General features: G+C 49.9%; 15 protein-coding genes and 1 pseudogene. 7 read left to right on the top strand and 9 right to left on the bottom strand.

Going from position 1 to position 18,917, the window contains the following annotated elements; translation table 11 throughout:
* Window positions 1–68 precede the first annotated feature (68 nt).
* Together ACO6UX_RS13105 and ACO6UX_RS13110 are read right to left on the bottom strand one after the other, a co-directional pair.
* Entirely contained in the window at window positions 69–746 is a 678-nt protein-coding gene (locus ACO6UX_RS13105; RefSeq protein ID WP_422448254.1) for a tRNA-(ms[2]io[6]A)-hydroxylase, read from the bottom strand.
* Between the two features lie 208 nt (window positions 747–954).
* Window positions 955–1,626: an OmpW/AlkL family protein gene (locus tag ACO6UX_RS13110; RefSeq protein ID WP_422448256.1), complete on the bottom strand. Its 672-nt coding sequence runs from the start codon at window positions 1,624–1,626 to the stop codon at window positions 955–957.
* A 269-nt stretch (window positions 1,627–1,895) separates the two neighbouring features.
* Here ACO6UX_RS13110 and ACO6UX_RS13115 point away from each other — a divergent pair, with 269 nt between their 5' ends.
* Both ACO6UX_RS13115 and ACO6UX_RS13120 read left to right on the top strand, forming a co-directional pair.
* A complete protein-coding gene (locus ACO6UX_RS13115; RefSeq protein WP_422448258.1) occupies window positions 1,896–2,756 on the top strand; it encodes a universal stress protein in 861 nt (286 codons plus the stop codon).
* 427 nt (window positions 2,757–3,183) lie between these two features.
* Window positions 3,184–3,456: an HU family DNA-binding protein gene (locus ACO6UX_RS13120; protein WP_101746299.1), complete on the top strand. Its 273-nt coding sequence runs from the start codon at window positions 3,184–3,186 to the stop codon at window positions 3,454–3,456.
* Window positions 3,457–3,538: 82 nt separating this feature from the next.
* On the opposite strand, the gene ACO6UX_RS13125 is transcribed toward ACO6UX_RS13120, so the two are convergent.
* From ACO6UX_RS13125 to ACO6UX_RS13150, 6 genes are all read right to left on the bottom strand, one after another.
* Entirely contained in the window at window positions 3,539–3,868 is a 330-nt protein-coding gene (locus tag ACO6UX_RS13125; protein ID WP_101746298.1) for a helix-turn-helix domain-containing protein, read from the bottom strand.
* Window positions 3,869–4,045: 177 nt separating this feature from the next.
* Window positions 4,046–5,296 (bottom strand): NupC/NupG family nucleoside CNT transporter, encoded by a 1,251-nt coding sequence (locus tag ACO6UX_RS13130; RefSeq protein ID WP_422448261.1) that lies wholly within the window; start codon window positions 5,294–5,296, stop codon window positions 4,046–4,048.
* Between the two features lie 257 nt (window positions 5,297–5,553).
* Window positions 5,554–6,444 carry a 3-hydroxyisobutyrate dehydrogenase gene (mmsB, locus tag ACO6UX_RS13135; protein ID WP_422448263.1) on the bottom strand — a complete coding sequence of 297 codons (891 nt, stop codon included), beginning with the start codon at window positions 6,442–6,444 and terminating at the stop codon, window positions 5,554–5,556.
* Between the two features lie 29 nt (window positions 6,445–6,473).
* Window positions 6,474–7,250, bottom strand: coding sequence for an enoyl-CoA hydratase (locus ACO6UX_RS13140; RefSeq protein WP_422448265.1), 777 nt, complete (start codon window positions 7,248–7,250; stop codon window positions 6,474–6,476).
* Between the two features lie 2 nt (window positions 7,251–7,252).
* Window positions 7,253–8,422, bottom strand: coding sequence for an acyl-CoA dehydrogenase family protein (locus ACO6UX_RS13145; RefSeq protein ID WP_422448267.1), 1,170 nt, complete (start codon window positions 8,420–8,422; stop codon window positions 7,253–7,255).
* Between the two features lie 118 nt (window positions 8,423–8,540).
* Window positions 8,541–9,752 (bottom strand): thiolase family protein, encoded by a 1,212-nt coding sequence (locus ACO6UX_RS13150; RefSeq protein WP_422448269.1) that lies wholly within the window; start codon window positions 9,750–9,752, stop codon window positions 8,541–8,543.
* Window positions 9,753–9,905: 153 nt separating this feature from the next.
* Here ACO6UX_RS13150 and ACO6UX_RS13155 point away from each other — a divergent pair, with 153 nt between their 5' ends.
* Window positions 9,906–11,438, top strand: a complete 1,533-nt coding sequence (locus ACO6UX_RS13155) for an ankyrin repeat domain-containing protein (RefSeq protein WP_422448271.1) — start codon at window positions 9,906–9,908, stop codon at window positions 11,436–11,438.
* Between the two features lie 344 nt (window positions 11,439–11,782).
* Window positions 11,783–11,965: pseudogene (locus ACO6UX_RS13160) on the top strand (spermidine acetyltransferase); the annotation flags it as partial.
* A 125-nt stretch (window positions 11,966–12,090) separates the two neighbouring features.
* Here ACO6UX_RS13160 and fabV read toward each other — a convergent pair.
* Window positions 12,091–13,293 carry an enoyl-ACP reductase FabV gene (gene fabV / locus ACO6UX_RS13165; RefSeq protein ID WP_422448273.1) on the bottom strand — a complete coding sequence of 401 codons (1,203 nt, stop codon included), beginning with the start codon at window positions 13,291–13,293 and terminating at the stop codon, window positions 12,091–12,093.
* A 341-nt stretch (window positions 13,294–13,634) separates the two neighbouring features.
* Between fabV and ACO6UX_RS13170 the strand changes: the two genes are divergently transcribed.
* The 3 genes from ACO6UX_RS13170 to ACO6UX_RS13180 all read left to right on the top strand — a co-directional run bounded on the left by ACO6UX_RS13170 (window position 13,635) and on the right by ACO6UX_RS13180 (window position 18,885).
* The gene (locus ACO6UX_RS13170; protein ID WP_422448275.1) at window positions 13,635–16,253 is read left to right on the top strand and encodes a hypothetical protein; all 2,619 of its coding nucleotides are present in this window, start codon (window positions 13,635–13,637) and stop codon (window positions 16,251–16,253) included.
* 190 nt (window positions 16,254–16,443) lie between these two features.
* Complete coding sequence (yjeH, locus tag ACO6UX_RS13175) at window positions 16,444–17,724, top strand: L-methionine/branched-chain amino acid transporter (protein ID WP_422448277.1); 1,281 nt, start codon at window positions 16,444–16,446, stop codon at window positions 17,722–17,724.
* 63 nt (window positions 17,725–17,787) lie between these two features.
* Window positions 17,788–18,885 (top strand): serpin family protein, encoded by a 1,098-nt coding sequence (locus ACO6UX_RS13180; RefSeq protein ID WP_422448279.1) that lies wholly within the window; start codon window positions 17,788–17,790, stop codon window positions 18,883–18,885.
* The last annotated feature ends 32 nt before the right edge of the window (window positions 18,886–18,917 follow it).

The raw sequence follows: 18,917 nt of genomic DNA on the forward strand, positions 1-18,917 counted from the left end.
ATGCAGAGCCGGTCTATCACGTTTTACGGACAGTCGTCACAGCGGCGAAGCCCCTGGCACCAATATTCTCAGACAGGCACACCACTGTGAAAACGGAATAGTTTGTCCGGAGACTCAATGGCATCCTGTTCAATCCCGGCGAATATCGCCACCCGGTCAGCCACTGACCCGCCATTAATGGCCTCTGCCAATGCCAGATAGTCCTGAAAATGTCGACTTTCAGACTTCAATAATGACTGATAAAACTTCTTCAATTCATCGTCCAGCCATGGCGAGAGTGCCGCAAAACGCTCACAGGAACGGGCTTCAATAAACGCCCCCATCACCAGGGTATCGACCAGCCTGAATGGTTCAAACGTTCTGATGGCAGCACTTAACTGCCCCGCATAGCGACCGGCTCCAAGGTGAACATAGGGAATATCCCTGCGTGCCATAATGGCCAGAACCTGCTCATAGTGCCGCAACTCTTCACGGGCCAGTCTGGACATTTTGTTCAGCAGGCTTAACTGATCTTCTATTCTGAGTTGCAGCCCACCTTTCTGCTGTTCACAGCGACCGTTACCCCGGCCGAACGTCCCGGTGCGATAACGGCTCATTATCGCCATCGCTGATTGAGCGGCCTTCAGTTCATTATTGGCATGATCAACCAGAATCACCGCAAGATTCTCTGGTTTGCGCGCTTCATCAATCCATGCCTCAGGGGTTGGACAGGGTAAGAATTCAAGAATGGGCGAAATATTGGTCATAACTGGCTCACCTGGCTGAGCCAGCATGGTAACACGAGCGACAGGAGGGCGTTAAAGTGAGGCATCAATGTCTTTTTCTTATGAAGCAGGAGATCAAGCAGACCCATAAAGCACGCTGAAGCTACAAAGGTCAGATTCACCAATGCGCAGAATAAAAAACGCTGTCAGACAACTGACAGCTTTTTTTATTCAACTTATTGCCATGGCTTTAGAAACGGTATGCTACACCGGCCATATATACCCAGGGATCCAGAGATACATCAATTTTGTAATCATTTGAGCCATCTGTGAAAGTACCCGTTGTATCTATGTCCATATACCAGACGGCAGCATTCACACTCCAGTTATCAGCAACCTGGTAATCAAAACCGACCTGAGCCGCCAGACCAAGGGAGTCATCCAGCTTCAGATTCCGAAAACCAGCATTCGAACCAGCACCAACAAACTTTTCACTGAAAAAGATAGTGTAATTCAAGCCCGCGCCAAAATAGGGCTGGAACGCTGACGCATTACCCATTGGATAATACTGAACACTCAAAGTAGGTGGTAAGTGCTTTACTTCAGCGAAATCACCAAGACCAGAAAGCCCACCCTTACCCTGCAACTTGTGTGAGAATGGAGTAGCTGCAAGCAACTCAATACCGAAATTATCCTGAATCATATAAGTCAATGATAATCCCAGTTGAGTCTCATTATTGACATCCACTTTTGAGTCAGGCTGTTCGACCCCTGCTACATACAGATTTCCACTATCCACATCAGGATTTACACTGGCCAGACCACCACGAACAATAAAGTCACCAGCCTCATAGGCCTGTGCGGCACCAGATAGCAATACAGTTGCACTGATAATAGCGAGAGAAAGCGATTTGATTTTCATTCCTTACCTTTTTTGTTATTTATCAACCGGAAATGTAATATGCTGTTATTATATAAAGTTCGCCAGCACATTTATTGACCCAGATCAATTCTTCAAAAAACACAACGGTTTCCATAAGATCTCTTTTATAAATACAAATATTCATGGAATAACATTCCACATACTCCTAACTACACAGCATTTTATTGACCCAGATCATAAAAACATCAGTTCCGCTCATGCATGATGGAACTATAACAAGCAGAATATTCAGCAAGAGAGGAAACATTATGCGTGGAATTACCAAGGTTCTGGCCGTTGTTGATACCAGAAAGGAACAGCAGCTTGCCCTTGAACGGGCCAGCCAGATCTGCCGGGTAACCGGTGCTGCCCTGCATATTCTTGCGCCAAACCCCAGGGCCGATGGTGAATCAATGGTTCGCCTGGAAGCACTGGCTGAGCCACTGATGTCTGAGGGTCAGGAGGTTTATCTGCATGAAACATGGAATGGCTCTGTTATTGAAACCATTATCCATGTGCGTCAGATGGAACGCTGCCACCTGGTAGTCAAAGATGCCAAGTTAATCACCGCCCTCAAGAAAGCCTTCTCTACGCCTGAAGACTGGAGCCTCCTCCGCCGCTGCCGGGTTCCTGTACTGCTGGTGCAGGATAATAGTGACTGGACTAAAGGCAAAATCCTCGCGGCCATTAACGCCGACCCGAGAGACCATTATCACAGCATTCTTAACCAGGCGATCCTGCAATATGCGACGGACATCGCCAGTGAGTTCTCATCAGAGCTGCATCTGGCCACCGCTTACCCGACAACGATGCTGGCGATTCAGGATCACGGTGATGGACGGACTGACAAGGACTACTACGAAAAGCATTGTCAGGAATATGCCCGGGAGTTCAATCTCAATGAAGACTATTTCCATATTGAACCCGGTCCAACCGAGACCATGATCCCCGCGCTGCTGCAAGACATTGATGCCAAACTTCTGATTCTTGGCACTCACGCAAGAACCGGCATCAGCGCCCTGGCTATTGGCAATACCGCCGAACAGCTGATCTCCGAGGTCAAAACCGATATTCTGGTACTGCAGCCAAAACATCACATGATCCCACTGGAGCGCGAACTGGGTAAATAAGCCGACACCATAGCTGCCAGCCCCCATCCTGGCAGCCACCTCAAAATATTTCAGTCACGAAACCGGATAAAGCGGCTAAAAACTTCTATATTGTCCTAGGAGCCTGTCGGACTTAAGCGTCCGTAGCGAGGATTGCGAGAAATTGAGGATAAAAATTTCTGCTTCTGAGGAGAATAGCGGGGCTATTTGACGAAGAAGCAGGAATTTTTAGACCAATTTATCGCAACCGCAGTAGGACAGTCTTAAGTCCGACAGGCTCCTACAAGGTTTTCTCCCATCATCTGTTTTTCCAGCAAGAGATACACGTCAGGCTGATTGTGTTTCACCACCTGCCCAGGTTTTTCCCTGAGCCAAGCGAAGCCAGAGGCGGATCACCCATCTTCTGGTATTTTCTTTCCACATAACTGGTAATTCCCTGAGACTGGATATGAACAAGAAAGAACTGGTTGAGCAAGTCGCTGAACAAGCTAACCTGTCCCGAAGCAAGGCCGAGCTGGTTGTCAATGCCTTTATCAGCAACACACAGGAGACACTGGCAAGCGGCGACATCGTTCAACTTATTGGTTTTGGCACATTTTCGGTAGCAGATCGGGCGGCCAGGAAGGGGCGCAATCCACAAACCGGTGAAGAAATTCATATCCCCGCCTGCAAGCTGCCTCAGTTCAAGCCGGGCAACAAGTTCCGAGAAATGATCAAATAGACGCCCACTGCATTCTGAAACTGTTCTGCAAAAAGCGAAAAAGCGCCGGTAAGGCGCTTTTGTCTGAGCGTATTTTGTTACTTTATGCCATGGCTCTCATCACATTCAGAATGGCTCTTTTCTTCATCAGGTTCATTCGATGTAATTGACCGATAATCTCCCCATCCACTTCCGAGTCACTGATTACCTCATCAGAGCTGACCAGGTACTGGTTTCCACGCCCGGTGGCCAGCCACTCGAAAGACACCTCAAGAATTTCAGCCATTTTTCGCAGATTCTCGAGACTGGGACTGCTCATACTGGTTTCCCATTGGGCCAGTGCACTTCTGGATACACCAATCAAATCCGCCAGGGCCTGCTGCGAAAATTTCTTGTCTTTACGGGAGCATAAAATCCTTGTTGTCAGGTTCATCCTTGCACACTCACGACAGGTTCAGAAAGATATCCATGCCAGCAATACACACAGATACCCCGACATAGTTATTTCACTATGTCATTCGGCCATTTCCTGAAAAGCGTTAGATTCAGCTGATGAAGGGAAAATACAGGAAGGAAAGCAGGCCACGGTCAGACCGTGGCCCAAAAAACATTACAGAGACAACATCAGACCAGCGATGGTTGCACTCATAAGATTAGACAGAGTACCAGCAGCCACTGCCTTGATACCCATGCGGGCAATATCCTGACGACGGTGTGGTGCCATAACGCCCAGACCACCCAGGAGAATGGCAATAGAAGACAGGTTGGCAAAACCACACAGTGCAAAGGTGATGATGATCTGCGTACGCTGTGACAGCACTTCAACACCAGCCGCCGCAGCCGCTTCAGGGTTCAGGTAATTAACAAAATCCATGTAAGCAACGAATTCGTTCACCACCAGCTTCTGGCCAATGAAACTGCCCGCTGTCACGATTTCATTCATTGGCACACCAATCAGGAAGGCCAGCGGACTGAACAGATAGCCGAGAATGATTTCGAGGCTCAGGTCAGGGTAGTCAAAGAAGCCACCAATCCAGCCCATGATACCGTTAACCATGGCGATCAGGGCAATGAAAGCGAGCAGCATGGCACCAACGTTTGCGGCCAGCTTCATACCGGAAGAAGCACCAGAAGCGGCGGCGTCTATTACGTTGGCAGGCTTTTCATTGTCACCTTCGTCATCAGCCAGCTCAGAATTATCCGGAGTATCGGTTTCCGGCTTAATCATCTTGGCCATCAGCAAACCACCAGGTGCCGCCATGAAGCTTGCTGCAATCAGGTACCTAAGCTCGACACCCATGCCTGCATAACCGGCCAGAACAGAGCCTGCAACAGAAGCCAGACCACCCACCATGATGGCAAAAAGCTCAGAATTAGTCATACGACCAATATAGGGTCTTACCACAAGAGGAGCTTCTGTCTGGCCAACGAAAATATTTGCCGTTGCCGACAGAGACTCTGTACGACTGGTACCCAGTACTTTCTGTAACGCACCACCCAGGAAGGTAACCACCTTCTGCATAACACCCAGATAGTAAAGAACAGCAACCAGAGAGGAGAAGAAAATGATAATCGGCAGTACGTTGATGGCAAAAATAAAGCCGACCTTGAAGTTACCCAGGTCACCAAACAGGAAGCCGATACCCTGATTGGCGTAGCTGATCACATTACTTACCGCGTTGGAGACACCACCAAGAATTTCCTGACCCAGGGGAACATAAAGAACCAACGCTCCCAGTCCGGCCTGAATGGCAAAGGCACCACCCACAGTTCGCAGGTTGATCGCTTTTCGGTTATCGGACAGTAAAAAGGCAAGTGCCAGAAGGCTGGCAATGCCCACCAGACTCATAAGTATTTGCATGGGAAAAGGTGACCTCAGATGGATGATCGGTGCCGACCGGTTACCCGGCGAGAACTTCAGATAAATCCGGGGGATTGTATAACCTGATTTACAAAAACAGAACCATTATCTGACACAACTGTTCAAAATTAGAACAGCTTCTAAGCAAAACATTGAGTCATATCAACAGAAGAAAAATAAACTGAACGATAATCGGCATCTATCTATTAAATAATAAAATTGATCATGCATTCAAAGAAATAGTAGCCAATAATCGTCTAATCTGCTGACTCATACAGCTGAATAATGCTTGAAAAGTCCTGGTGATTGCCGGAGCGAATTGCATGCATTTTATACAGATTGTCAGCCAGTGATGCCATGGGCGTTGCGGTATGGCTGCTGGCAGCCGTATTCAGAGCCAAACCAAGATCCTTGGCCATCAGTGCCACCATAAAACCGCCCTGGTAACCATGACTGGCCGGAGTCTGGGGCATGACGCCCGGCACCGGGTTGTACTTGTCCAGTACCCAGTTCCCACCTGAACTGTTCTTCATGATTTCTGACAGTACTGCCGGATCAAGGCCATTGTCGATACCCAGTTTAAGAGCTTCCGATGTGCCTGTCATAACAATAGCCAGCAGCATATTGTTGCAGATCTTGGCCAGCTGCCCCGCACCCGTCTCGCCAGCGTGAAAAACAGTCTGCCCCATTATCTCAAGATAGGGCCGGGCCTGCTCTACGGTCTCGGCACTGCCACCCACCATAAACGTCAGTGTTCCAGCAGCAGCTCCGGCGGTACCACCGGACACCGGTGCATCAACATAGTCGATACCCTGCTCTTTTGCCTGCTGCCCGACTTTTCTGGCAACTTCAGCTTCTATGGTGCTGCAATCAATCACCAGACAACGGTTGCCTATCGTTTGGAAGAGTCCATCATCTCCCAGGTAGAGTGATTCGACCTGTTTGCCAGCCGGTAACATACTGATCACCACACTGGCACCCTGTGCAGCCTCAGTCACGGATTCGGCCTTTGAGCCTCCGGCTTGTTCCAATTGATCAAGCGCCTCAGGAACCAGATCATAACCACAGACATCATGCCCGGCTTTCACCAGGTTCTGAGCCATGGGACCACCCATATTGCCAAGGCCGATAAATGCAATTTTTGTCATTAATATCATCCTTATTCAAAATAGTCGGATTAGTCGTAATGCCACTCAGGTTTGCGCTTCTCAAGAAACGCACTGACGCCTTCCTGCTGGTTCCTGCCATTGAACAACGTCAGGAACTGCTCCCTTTCCTCTGGCAAGACATCTCTGGAAAATCCGGAACGCCCCATCTGGATCAGCTTTTTACAGGCCCTCAAGGCATCCGGACTCTGGTTTCCGGCATTGGCCGCAAGCGCTTTCGCCCGTTCAAGACTCTTACCACTGTCCACCATTTCCTCTATCAGTCCAATTGCCAATGCTTTTTCTGCGGTCACTTTCTCGCCGCAGAGAATCATGCGCTTGGCCCAGGCTTCGCCCACCAGCAGGGTAAGGTTCTGAGTTCCGCCGGCACAGGGTAATAACCCCACCGACGCTTCAGGCAGGGCCATAATGGCACCCTGTTCAGCGATGCGCAGGTCACAGGCCAGCGCCACTTCCAGCCCACCACCCATGGCATAACCGTTGATGGCCGCAATGCTGAGCCCCGAAAAGTTACTGAGGGCTTCAAAAGCCCTGCCAAAGCTTTGTGCAAATGGGCGAGCTTCCTCCGGGGTCAGGTTATCAAAGCGCTTTAAATCAGCGCCTGCACTGAAGAACTTCTCCGAAGCCGAGGTGATCACCAGGGCAATCACATCAGGCTCACGGTTCAACTGGTGAATAATCTGCTCCAGCTCATCAAGGCTTTCTGGCGTCCAGGTATTGGCCGGAGGATTGTCCAGGGTGAGAATGGCGGTACGTTCTTCACAGGTGAGACGTAACTTTTCAGACATAATCACTGTAACTCCATACCGGTATCAGAAATGCTCTCGGAAAGTAAACGACGGGCGACAATCAAGCGCATAATTTCATTGGTTCCCTCCAGAATCTGGTGGACCCGGGTATCCCGCACATGTCGCTCCAGAGGATACTCCCTGATATAACCATAACCGCCATGAATCTGCAGGGCCTCGTTACAGACCCTAAACCCGATATCCGTAGCAAAACGTTTAGCCATGGCACAGTATGCGGTTGCTTCCGGATCCTGATTATCCAGTTTGAAGGCTGCCAGTCGAACCATCTGGCGGGCAGCCACCAGCTCGGTATTCATATCCGCCAGCTTGAACTGCAAGGCCTGGAAACCGGCCAGTTCACGACCAAACTGCTTCCGCTCTTTCATATAGGCCCGAGCCGTGTTCAGTGCCTGCTGAGCTGTACCTATGGAGCAGGTGGCGATATTGATTCGACCACCATCCAGACCTTTCATCGCAAAAGAGAAGCCCTGACCTTCCTTGCCCAACAGGTAGTCTGCAGGTATACGAACATTGTCAAATGAAATCAGTCGGGTTGGCTGGGCATTCCAACCCATCTTTTCCTCCTTCTTGCCGTACTGGATACCTGCCAGATTGGCGGGAACGGCAAAGGCGGAAATGCCTTTCGGACCGTCTTCGCCGGTTCTTGCCATCACCAGCAGCAGATCGGTACTGCCAGCCCCGGAAATAAACATTTTCGAGCCATTGAGCACATACTCATCGCCATCCCGCCCGGCGCTGGTTGTCAACGATGCGGCATCACTGCCCGATCCGGGCTCGGTAAGGCAATAGGACGACAGCTTGCTGCCACTGACCAGCCCTTCCCCCCAATCTGACTTTACCCGATCCGTAGCAAACTCACTGATCATCCAGGTAACCATATTATGAATGGTGATATAGGCGGTGGTAGCCGTACACCCCATGGCCAGCTGCTCAAAAACAATATGGGAGTCCAGCCTGGACAGGCCCAGCCCACCCATGGACTCATGGGTATACAGGGCACAGAACCCAAGGTCTCCCGCTGCCCTGATTACATCAACCGGGAAATGACAATCAAGATCCCACTGTGCTGCATGGGGGGCCAATTCGGCATCGGCAAATTGCCGGGCCAGATCACGAAAAGCGACCTGCTGTTCAGAAAGGTGATAATCCATATAAAAATGCCGCCTCTTGTGTTTTGTTATTTGTGAGGCCTGGGGCATGCGGCATTTTTATTAGTGGTTAGTGCATGCTCGCCAGGTTGGTGCACACGAAAAGTATCGGTAAGTTTTTTTATAACATCTCGACCGCGATGGCGGTAGCTTCTCCTCCACCAATGCAGAGTGAAGCAACACCTTTGGTGCCGCCGGTCTTTTTCAGGGCATGCAACAGTGTTACCAGAATGCGGGCACCGCTGGCACCCAGGGGATGACCAAGTGCGCAGGCACCGCCATGAATGTTGACCTTATCATGATCCAGGCGCAGTTCGCGGATAGCCATCATGGCCACTACGGCAAACGCCTCATTCACTTCAAACAGGTCTACCTCGCTGGCCTGCCAGCTAATTTTTTCCAGTAGCTTACGGATGCAGTCTACCGGAGCAATGGTAAATTCTTCAGGCTTCTGAGCATGGCTTTGGTAGCCAATAATTCTTGCCAGAGGTTGTAAGCCCTGTGCTGCTGCATCACTTTCACGCATTAACACGAGCGCCGCTGCACCATCGGAAATAGAGCTGGAGTTTGCCGCTGTCACGGTGCCCTCTTTGCTAAAGGCCGGACGTAACTGACGGATTTTCTCCGGCCTGGCCTTGCCCGGCTGCTCATCAATATCAACCAGCCCTTTACGGGTTTCAACCGGCACAATTTCTTCAGCAAACGCACCAGAACTGTTCGCTTTGCTGGCCCGTTCCAGAGATGCAAGGGCATAGTCGTCCATAGCCTCGCGGCCCAGGCCAAAGCGATCAGCGGTTGCCTGGGCAAAGACCCCCATGGCCACGCCCTGGTAAGCATCCTCCAGACCATCGGTGAACATATGATCCTTGACCTGGCCGTGACCCAGTCGCATCCCTCCCCTGGCTTTATCCAGCAGGTAAGGGGCATTGGTCATACTTTCCATACCACCAGCCACCACCAGATCGGCTTCACCGGTTTTCAGCTGGGTTGCTCCCAGCATCACCGTTTTCATACCGGAACCGCAGATTTTGTTCACTGTCGTGGCTGGGACATGGTCGGGAATACCGGCATGCAGCGCCGACTGACGGGCAGGCCCCTGGCCGGTACCTGCTGGCAATACACAGCCCATCAGTACTTCTGATACATCCTCTGGAGCAACACCTGCCCGCTCCAGTGCTGACTGGATCGCAATAGTACCCAGGTCAACCGCTGTCATAGACGACAGGTTACCTTGAAATCCACCCATTGGGGTACGGGCAGCGGAAACAATAACAATGTTTTCCTGTGACGGGTTAGGTGCAGAAGACATAGTGAAACTCGCTTTTTCTGTCATTTATTCTTTCTGATTTGCAGGACAGTGTCCTGTGTTTTTCTTGCAACTGTCTCTGTGCATAATAGCTTTATTGGTAAAAGAAAACGATTATGGAATTTTTCCAACTGATTCTTGTCCTACTCATAGTCTTGAGTCATGAAGCAGGCCAAAGCAATGAATGCTGTCAGGAGCAACGCGGCAGATTTCCCATTTCTTTGTCCTATCTGTAACCATAACGGGTATATCAGAGGACAACCTGGTGGAAATTCACTGGTCAAAACCTCTTGCCCGGCATCCCACGTTTTCCACCTGAAATGCTTCACCCAATGGGTTGAGAGTGAACAGCAGGCCGCAATAAATCTTGACCAACGCCAATGCACTCAATGCCTGCAACCGGCGCTGCCATTGATTCGTCTGGACGGGGAAAGCGTCCTTGACGACGAATCACATTATTGTGAATCCATGATGCTTAATGCCTGCCGTACCGGGAATCTCGGCAACCTGAAAATGCTGCTGCGCGAAGACGAGGCTTTGGCAAAACGGACTTACCGTTCGGCGCTCACCGGTCATCCTGAACACCCGTTAACTGTTGCCATCAATTACGGCCATACTGATTGCGTTCGAGCCCTGATCGACAGCCATGCTGATGTCAATGCCGCCAATCACAATGGTGTGACACCCCTGAACATTGCAGCCCGGCAGCGCCGCACCGATTACTTGCAAATGCTGACCCGGGCCGGGGCGAATATCATTAACTTACTGCGCACCGCTGTCTGGGAGGGCAATACTGACCTCCTTAAATACCTGAGCAGCACTCAACCCGGCCAACTTGCTCTTGATAAAGCTCTGCGCGAAGCCGCCATACAGGGGCAGACGCAGTGCCTTGAAATCCTGATCAAGGCGGGAGCGAAGGACCTTGATGATGCCTTGTACAGTGCGGTCCTGGCAGAAAATATCGAGAGCCAGAACATTCTGGTCGAACAAGGAGCGGATATTACGACCCTGCTGCACACTGCTGTCAGAAAAGGTTCTTTAGAATGTATCGATAACCCGATCTTCTTGAGATACGTCAATGCCACCGATAAGAAAGGCAGAACCCCACTGCATATTGCCGCTGCCAAGAGCCGCACCAAATGCCTTAAAAAGCTCATTAAAACCGGTAGAGTGAATATCAATATCGCTGGTAAATTCGGCTGGACGGCTCTCCACTTAGCCGTTAGATACGCCAGTACAGAAACCGTCATGGCGTTACTGGGCGCTGGCGGCATCAAGGTCAATGAGAAGACTAACGCAGGCTGGACAGTCCTCCACTTAGCTGCCAGATACGCCAGCGCAAAAACCGTCATTGCTTTACTGTCCGCTGAAGGCATCAAGGTCAATGAGAAGACTAAGGCTAACTGGACGGCCCTCCACTTAGCTGCCAAATACGCCAGCACAAAAACCGTCATTGCTTTACTGTTCGCTGAGGGCATCAAGGTCAATGAGAGGGAAAAATATAACTGGACAGCTCTTCACCTGGCTGCCCGCTATGGCCGCACAAAGATCGTCAAGGCGTTATTGAACGTTTCGGATATCCAGATCAATGAGCAGACTGACACAGGCTCGACAGCTTTGAGCTTTGCTACCAGGTATGGCCACACTACTTGCAAAAAACTCCTTACTGAAAATGGGGCAATAAATAATCAGTCGTTCTGCCTTCTACAGTGAGCCATGTTTATTCAATAAAATTCCAACACTTTTGATTGGTTGTGTTGTCGGGCGAGAACCAGATAGCCACTTACCCCTACATTCACGTAGAATACCGAAACTTCTGCACTCTAATACAGGGGGCAGACTGTAAGTAGTTAACCAAATGAAATCATATATTTCTGACTAAGTTGTCAGTCACTCTGCGGCGTTGCAACTCCGGTCACATAGCTACGGCTATGCTCCCTACGTTGCGCCTTGCATAGCAACTGCCCACTTAGCCAGAAATATACGATTCCATTTGGCCAACTACTTAGAAGTCTTATTGATATACAGAGTCAATCTCTGACTGACGGAATTACCGGATGAAAAGCAGTATCCGACTGAGAGCACTGGAAAAGAAAGACCTGCGGTTTGTGCACTCTCTTAATAATAACCGCAGTATTATGTCCTACTGGTTTGAAGAGCCCTATGAGTCTTTCGATGAACTGGAAGATCTTTATGGCAAGCATATCCATGACAATACCGAACGCCGTTTTGTTGCTGAGCTTACGGCCACGCCGGAGCTTTCCGGCGTAGTCTGAAGCAGTTGGCCCCCTTGACGGACAACCCCATATAACTTTGATATCCCGTATTCTCAAGCAGCGGCATCCCTGCCTTGCTGATCGACCTGTCAGATATCAATTACCTCAAAAGGCACCTGGGGATTCACATCAGCATCATAATCCACACCCTCAACACCGAAACCAAACAACTTCAGAAACTCTTCTTTATAGAGGGTATAATCGGTCAGCTCCGCCAGATTGTCATTGGTCAGCTGTGGCCAGATATCCTGGCAGTGCTTCTGAATATCTTCTCTCAGCTCCAGGTCATCAAGGCGAAGACGGTTGCTGTCATCCACTGCCGCAGCCGCACCATCACTACGGTAAAGACGCTCACGGAACATACGGTTGATTTGTTCGATACACCCTTCGTGTACGCCCTCTTCCCGCATTTTCTTGAAAACCATGGAGATATAGAGCGGCATAACAGGAATCGCCGAACTGGCCTGAGTGACCACACTCTTCAGTACCGCGATATTGGCTGAACCATGGATTGATTTCATCGAATCGTTGATGGCATGGGCTGTACGGTCCAGATCTTTCTTGGCTTCACCCAGGGCACCATCCCAATAGATCGGCCAGGTCAGTTCCGTACCAATATAGCTGTAGGCCACTGTCTTGCAGCCTTCTGCCAGAACGCCCGCAGCAGACAGCGCGTTCATCCACAGTGCCCAGTCCTGCCCCCCCATGACCGTAACCGTTGCTTCCACCTCTGCGTCAGTGGCCGGTTCCACCGTCGCTTCAAACAATGCATCTTTGTTGGTATCCACTGCGGTAGCGCGATATGGCTCACCCATCGGCTTCAGTACCGAGCGAATCACCTCGCCAGTATCCGGCAGTTTTCGCACGGGTGATGCCAGCGAGTAAACCACCATATCCACCTGGCCAAGATCCTGTCTGATCAACTCAATGGTCTTTTCTTTGGCTGCGTGGCTGAAGGCATCGCCATTCAGGCTTTTGGCATAGAGGCCAGCTTCGTGGGCCAGCTGATCGAAGGCCGCAGAATTGTGCCAGCCCGCGGTTCCCGGCTTGTTTTCGGTGGCCGGCTTTTCAAAGAACACACCAATGGTGGCCGCACCGGAACCAAAAGCTGCGGTGATACGAGAAGCCAGTCCATAACCACTGGAAGCACCGATCACCAGTACTTTTTTGGGGCCATTGGCTACGGGACCCAATGACCGGGTGTAAGCAATCTGCTCCTTCACATTGGCTTCACAACCTACCGGGTGAGTGGTTGTGCAGATAAATCCACGAATCCTTGGTTTAATGATCATCGTTGTCCCCAACAAGTGAAATCCGGTTCGAAAACCAGGGGCTTAGTACCAGTCATGAGCCCGTCTGTATGAATAACCCGGTAGCTTATCCAAAAGCCACAGCCCGGGAAAGAGATGGCGCGTATAAGTCGGTAGCGTTATGGATCGGTTTGTTAGAATTTGTAAAGAGCAGGCGAGGTGAGCGGTTATTGATAATGCCGATACAGCAAGATCTTCAGTAAAAAGGAATAACGTCCTGTGTGGCGTCGGAAATAATACTAAAGTACCTTTTACTGCCTTTATGAAATATCCAGGTTAACAGCCGATAGGTGGATTGTCAGTCATAGGTTATGGAGACTCCTGTGATACCTCCAGGTTACCCTTCAGAGAACCAACCCCCGGTCGAGGTTAAAAAAGACTTTGCCAAGGCACCTCCGGTTGCGCCGCAAACACTCAGCTCTATGGTCTCTGAACCTGGTGCCTGCTTTACCAGCCTTGAACAACGCACTATCGCTCAAGTGGTCACTGATAACTGTCTGACAAAACCGGAGACAAGGCCCGAACCGTTAACCTCTGCAGGTTTCTCTGACGCACCCAATACAGCGGTAAGCAAGCACATAGATCAAACCGTTGTCACGTTAAGACTCAGTAATGCATTTAAGGGTGCCTGCCTCAAGCCCCTGCCACCATGGGTAGAGGTCGATCCCGATGCATTGAATGATACTGCCTGGCTCGATCAATTCCTGAGCAAAGAGGATCAACAGTGGGTTGATGTCGTATTAATTCAAGAAGGTAAGGCTTGTCCCCGGGTTAAGGGGCAAACGCCCGGGCTTAATCCCCTGCTGCCAATCGTAGCGGTGGTGAAACCCAGCCAGGCTTATAAATCAATCATTGCAGAGCAGACAAGGCACCCGGTTTCGAAACGCTGCCATTACCAATGGCTTGATCGGTCCGAACTGCAATCCCCAGAGCAGCAGGTGCTCAGTGTCTATCAGGGAAAAAGACCTGCTGCAGTTCTTGAATATCCATCGACCCTGGACCCCAGGATTGGTTCGGCAGAGTTATTTCCCGGTCTGGATACCAGGGTATTGGCCAACCCATTTGGTCAGGGTGTAACCATCATCGCACAACGCAGAGACGAACCACAAAGCAAGTATTATGCGAACCGCCTGGAGGCCCTGGTAAAAAAAGAGTGGCACCAGGCAGAGGCTGATATAGCCAGAGGGGTTCCCAAAGATCTTGCCCTGCTTCATAGCCACATCAGAAACCTGCACAAGCGTGGCGAACTGGAACTGGTAAAACCTGATTGCATCAGGCGGGAGATCATCCATGCCCGTGAACAACTGTCAGCCTATAACCAGTCAGTCAACCCTGGTCAGTTAACACCAACGCAGCTGGCCGTAAGGAAACAGGCTATTCAGGAACGGGTCACGGAACGCTTCAATCAACCCGCTGTTACCCAGAAACAACTGCGCTGTTTGTCTGAACATAAGCAAGTATCCAGACCATTATCTGAAAAGATGAATACAGATGCCGGAGAGCTTCTGGCTGACGAGATGATCAGTAACTATGAGCAGCAGTTAACCCGGGAAATACCCACTGAACAGACAGCGGCAGAACAGCAAGCGAAGCAGATTCTAACCAGTAATAGAGCAATCCAGAATGAAATAAGCAAAATAATCGATCAGCACCTTCATCATCCGGAACAGTTAAAACTCATGATTTTAAGGCATAAAATCACCGATCTCAGAAATGATCAACTGCTGCTGTTTCAGGTATTAGACTCACCGGCATTAACATCTATTGCCGGAAAAATCAGCTGGCAGGCGGCAATGGAGTTCAAGCGGGTTGGCTATGATCTGAACGATGAACTCACCCTTCCCGGCCGATGGACTGACCGACTTCTGGATCCTGACAATCCTCCCCGGAAGCTGGGTAGTGGGAAGGAGAATACGGTGTACCTGTTATCCTATAAAACCGGAAATGACACAGTAAAGCGGGTGTTCAAACCTGAACAGGCCGTTGACATCTCAAGCTGGAGAAAAATCATCTCTCCACAGTTGTACCACGACAGGTATCATCCCAATCTTACGGCCAGAAATCTGGCCACCGGCGAGATTGCCCGCCTGCTGGGCATGAACGTGATGCCCGATATGTCATTTTGCGAACATAACCACCAGATTGGACTGGAGATGGAACTGGCTTCAGGCGTATCAGCCAGGACCAGTGTACGTGCCAGCGCTGCTCCTAAACAAAAGAAAAAGCTGGCCCATCACGAACTGCTGGATAAGGAGGGCAACCGGGAAATCAGGAACAAAATATTCAGCGGCCTGGCTGACCTTGAGCTGTTGGATGCCATTTGTGCCCAACCAGACCGACACGATGGAAATTATTTCATAGACTACGAAACTGGCCGGGTCACCGGCATTGATAACGATACCTGTCTTTACCCGTTCAGAGACATCATTGCGCCATCCGCTGACAGTATAAACGCTAGATACCGTAAAGGATGCCGCGTCGGTTTTCCGCGGCTGATGACCCGCAAGTCTTATGATCGTTTACAGAAGCTTGATGTAGAAGTGTTGTGTGACTCACTACCAGCCTGCTTCGATCTGAACGTTAAAAACGCTCTGATGCAGCGAATATTCCTGATTCAGGAACACAGTCAGGCATTATTCTATGCAGGGCGGATAGTCGATGATTGGGAATCGTGGCGTGACCCAACCACAAAGGAATCCGCTATCGGGTTTCTCACTCTGCCAATGCATGACATTGTCAACAAAGAGCACAAGGCCCTTAAGGAAGAAGTGAGTCGTATCCAGCCTCTTCTCAGTAAATATCAGTCAAATGAACCACTGTCTGATCGGGAAAGCAATCTTGTCAGAGGTTATTTATGGAGAAATAAACTGCTGAGTAATGATGAAGTGAATCAGAGGCATGCTATCAGCCGAAGCTATTTTTACACGGCCATATATTATTGAACTGGCAGCATGACGTGGACAGCACCATTGAACATGCCCTGGTCATTCTTTAGTTGAAAACCAACTGTATTATTTCCCCCGGGTATCCGATAATTCGACGGAATCCCAAGTCAATCTGGCCTATAGTAAATGCCTTAATCCGTTGCCATAGAAACAAATAACAAGTGATATCCCAGAGGTAGTCATCACAGTGCAGTTACAAACTTCCGGAATTGGATGCTGGCAGGGAGCAGGGCTGCTCACCACTACCCTGCTAGGCACCAGCGTATTTATTCTTCCCCAGTTAACCATTGAACTGGCAGGCTACGGAGCCCTGTGGGCCTGGGCCCTGCTTACCCTGACCATTATTCCGGTGGCATTGGTGTTTGCCAGTCTGGCCAGCCGGTTCCCCCATGCAGCCGGACCGGCCTATTTCGTGGAAAAGGCCTTTGGCTCTGTCGCCGGAAGAACCATCGGCATCATTTTTCTTTGCGCTGTCCCCCTGGGTGCACCTGCTGCCATCATTATGACCTACCAGTTTATTGATGCCCTGTTTATGGTGCCGGGCTCAATAATCATTGTCGTTCAATTAGCGTTCCTGGTCTTGCTTTATGCTCTGAATTTTCGGGGCATACATATTTCTGCCACCCTTCAGCTGATACTGACTTTTTCTATCATGGCGGTACTGATTCTGATGATGGTGGCCCGGGGGGTAGTTGATGTACCCGCCTCCCCGGAGAAAACTGTCGTTAGCAGCAGCATGATTCTTAAAGCCGCCGGGCTTGCTTTCTGGAGTTTTCTGGGAATGGAAGCCATGTCCCATCTGGCAGGTGACTTTCGAAACCCCGAAAAAGACCTGAAACCGGCCATCATGATCGGCGTTACCATCGTTGGCTGTATTTATCTCGCCTGTACATGGTTGATACTGTCCATACCGGTGACGGCTCCCCTGGCCATGGCGGGTGTTTTTGATCAGCTGTTGGGCGGACTGGGTTCACCAATCATCGGGACTCTCGGGCTGGCAGGTGGTATTGCAACTGTCAATGTCTACATCGCCAGTCTGATTCGTCTGACACTGAGTTTCAGCCAGGAAGGAGTGTTGCCAGCCTGGTTCAGTAAACAGAATCGTTACGGTGTTTCCGAACGCGCCCTGGCAACCGTGCTACTTATCATTGCAGCGATTCTGATCTTTACTCACTGTACCGATCAGGATCTGGAAGATCTGGTTTCCTGGGTCAATGGGGTTTTCGTTATTATTTACCTGGCCTCCATGCTGGCAGCCTTCCGACTGCTGCCTGCTAAATACCACTGGATGAACCTGCTTGGCTGCCTGTTCTGCTTTATGCTTGCCTGGGGCCTCGGGTGGAAAATGGCGTATGCCGCTGGCATGCTGGCGATTGCCTCACCATTGCTATGGTGGCAAAGGCAAAAGCAAAAGTCGGCTTGTATGGATCCTGGTATTATCGATCATCACTACAGTGTGGATAAATGAAAATAAGCAGCTAGGCTCTGAGGGCGATAATGAGAACTCATTTTTGGTTCAGGAGTCCATGAAATGAATTTTCCTCCTGCTTTTTCCCCCTCAGCACAATACTCACCCACCGCTGCATCCGCAAGCGCACAACCATTAACGGACTCGTCGTACTCCAGGTTTTTTCACTCTCTTGAAGAGATGAGCGATCTGGGGTCGGATGTTAAACGTTTTATGGAGATAGCGAAAAAAAATATTCGTGATCGAAATATTGCGGCTTCACCGTTTCTGGTTTCTGAAACAGAAAAGGTAGCCAACGAGTTACTGGGACTACTACAACCCGATGACATAAGTGATAAACCTGATAACCCGGCAGATCACAGTTCACTGGAGAAAATCCATTTGTTCTCTAAAACCACAACCATTGACATGACGCTGAAGCAGTTGGGCGTCCCCTGTACCAGCAGTCGTGAACTGAGACAACAAGGGTACGATAACGCCACTCAAAGGCTCAATGAACAGATTGCCAAAGATACAAACGGAGTGATTACCAACCTGCTCAACCCTGGCACGCTGAAAGACCCAAAAACAGCTTTCTTGTTAGTAAGCTGGTTGTTTCAAAATGTATCGTGGAAACAACCTTTCATGGCAATACCCCAGAAATATCAAACAGAAATGACCTGGAACGGTCAGAAGCAGCCGGAGATCGTCTGGATGAAAAGCGGCAAGGGGACAACCTTAGTTACTTATAAAAATATTTCAGACTTTGAGTTTATTGCCTTGCCCGTTAAGGAATCCGGGTTGAAAGCTGTTTTCATAATGCCTCCCAAAGCGGCGCAACAAGAACACAGTGACGAAGTCAGCCATATCCTGACCACAGGCTTGAACTCATTATTTGACGATGAAATTGATCAAGGGAACGTCTCACTGTGTTTACCCAAATATCAATTCGATTATGTCTATGAGACAGAATACCCTGAGTTGCTCGGTTCAGGAAAACACAGGACAAACCTTAGCATCAATGAGGCAGGTGCCCATGTTGCGGCTTCATTCCAAATTCGTGGCGGTGGGAGACCTAATCTGCTGTACATCAATCGCCCCTTTTATTTTGCCATGATTAAGGATCAGGGTGATCAACGAAGGTTATTGGGTGCCGCCTATATTAAAGAACCATGGGGATAGTGAGTGATGGTTAACCAGTTAATCCCAAATGG

The organism is Endozoicomonas sp. ALB091 (genome assembly GCF_049310265.1).
Classification (GTDB): domain Bacteria; phylum Pseudomonadota; class Gammaproteobacteria; order Pseudomonadales; family Endozoicomonadaceae; genus Endozoicomonas.

Excerpts from the sequence above, each read along its gene's own strand:
- ACO6UX_RS13105 (WP_422448254.1), bottom strand. The coding sequence starts at position 746 with ATGACCAATATTTCGCCCATTCTTGAATTCTTACCCTGTCCAACCCCT.
- ACO6UX_RS13110 (WP_422448256.1), bottom strand. The coding sequence starts at position 1,626 with ATGAAAATCAAATCGCTTTCTCTCGCTATTATCAGTGCAACTGTATTG.
- ACO6UX_RS13115 (WP_422448258.1), top strand. The coding sequence starts at position 1,896 with ATGCGTGGAATTACCAAGGTTCTGGCCGTTGTTGATACCAGAAAGGAA.
- ACO6UX_RS13120 (WP_101746299.1), top strand. The coding sequence starts at position 3,184 with ATGAACAAGAAAGAACTGGTTGAGCAAGTCGCTGAACAAGCTAACCTG.
- ACO6UX_RS13125 (WP_101746298.1), bottom strand. The coding sequence starts at position 3,868 with ATGAACCTGACAACAAGGATTTTATGCTCCCGTAAAGACAAGAAATTT.
- ACO6UX_RS13130 (WP_422448261.1), bottom strand. The coding sequence starts at position 5,296 with ATGCAAATACTTATGAGTCTGGTGGGCATTGCCAGCCTTCTGGCACTT.
- mmsB (WP_422448263.1), bottom strand. The coding sequence starts at position 6,444 with ATGACAAAAATTGCATTTATCGGCCTTGGCAATATGGGTGGTCCCATG.
- ACO6UX_RS13140 (WP_422448265.1), bottom strand. The coding sequence starts at position 7,250 with ATGTCTGAAAAGTTACGTCTCACCTGTGAAGAACGTACCGCCATTCTC.
- ACO6UX_RS13145 (WP_422448267.1), bottom strand. The coding sequence starts at position 8,422 with ATGGATTATCACCTTTCTGAACAGCAGGTCGCTTTTCGTGATCTGGCC.
- ACO6UX_RS13150 (WP_422448269.1), bottom strand. The coding sequence starts at position 9,752 with ATGACAGAAAAAGCGAGTTTCACTATGTCTTCTGCACCTAACCCGTCA.
- ACO6UX_RS13155 (WP_422448271.1), top strand. The coding sequence starts at position 9,906 with ATGAATGCTGTCAGGAGCAACGCGGCAGATTTCCCATTTCTTTGTCCT.
- fabV (WP_422448273.1), bottom strand. The coding sequence starts at position 13,293 with ATGATCATTAAACCAAGGATTCGTGGATTTATCTGCACAACCACTCAC.
- ACO6UX_RS13180 (WP_422448279.1), top strand. The coding sequence starts at position 17,788 with ATGAATTTTCCTCCTGCTTTTTCCCCCTCAGCACAATACTCACCCACC.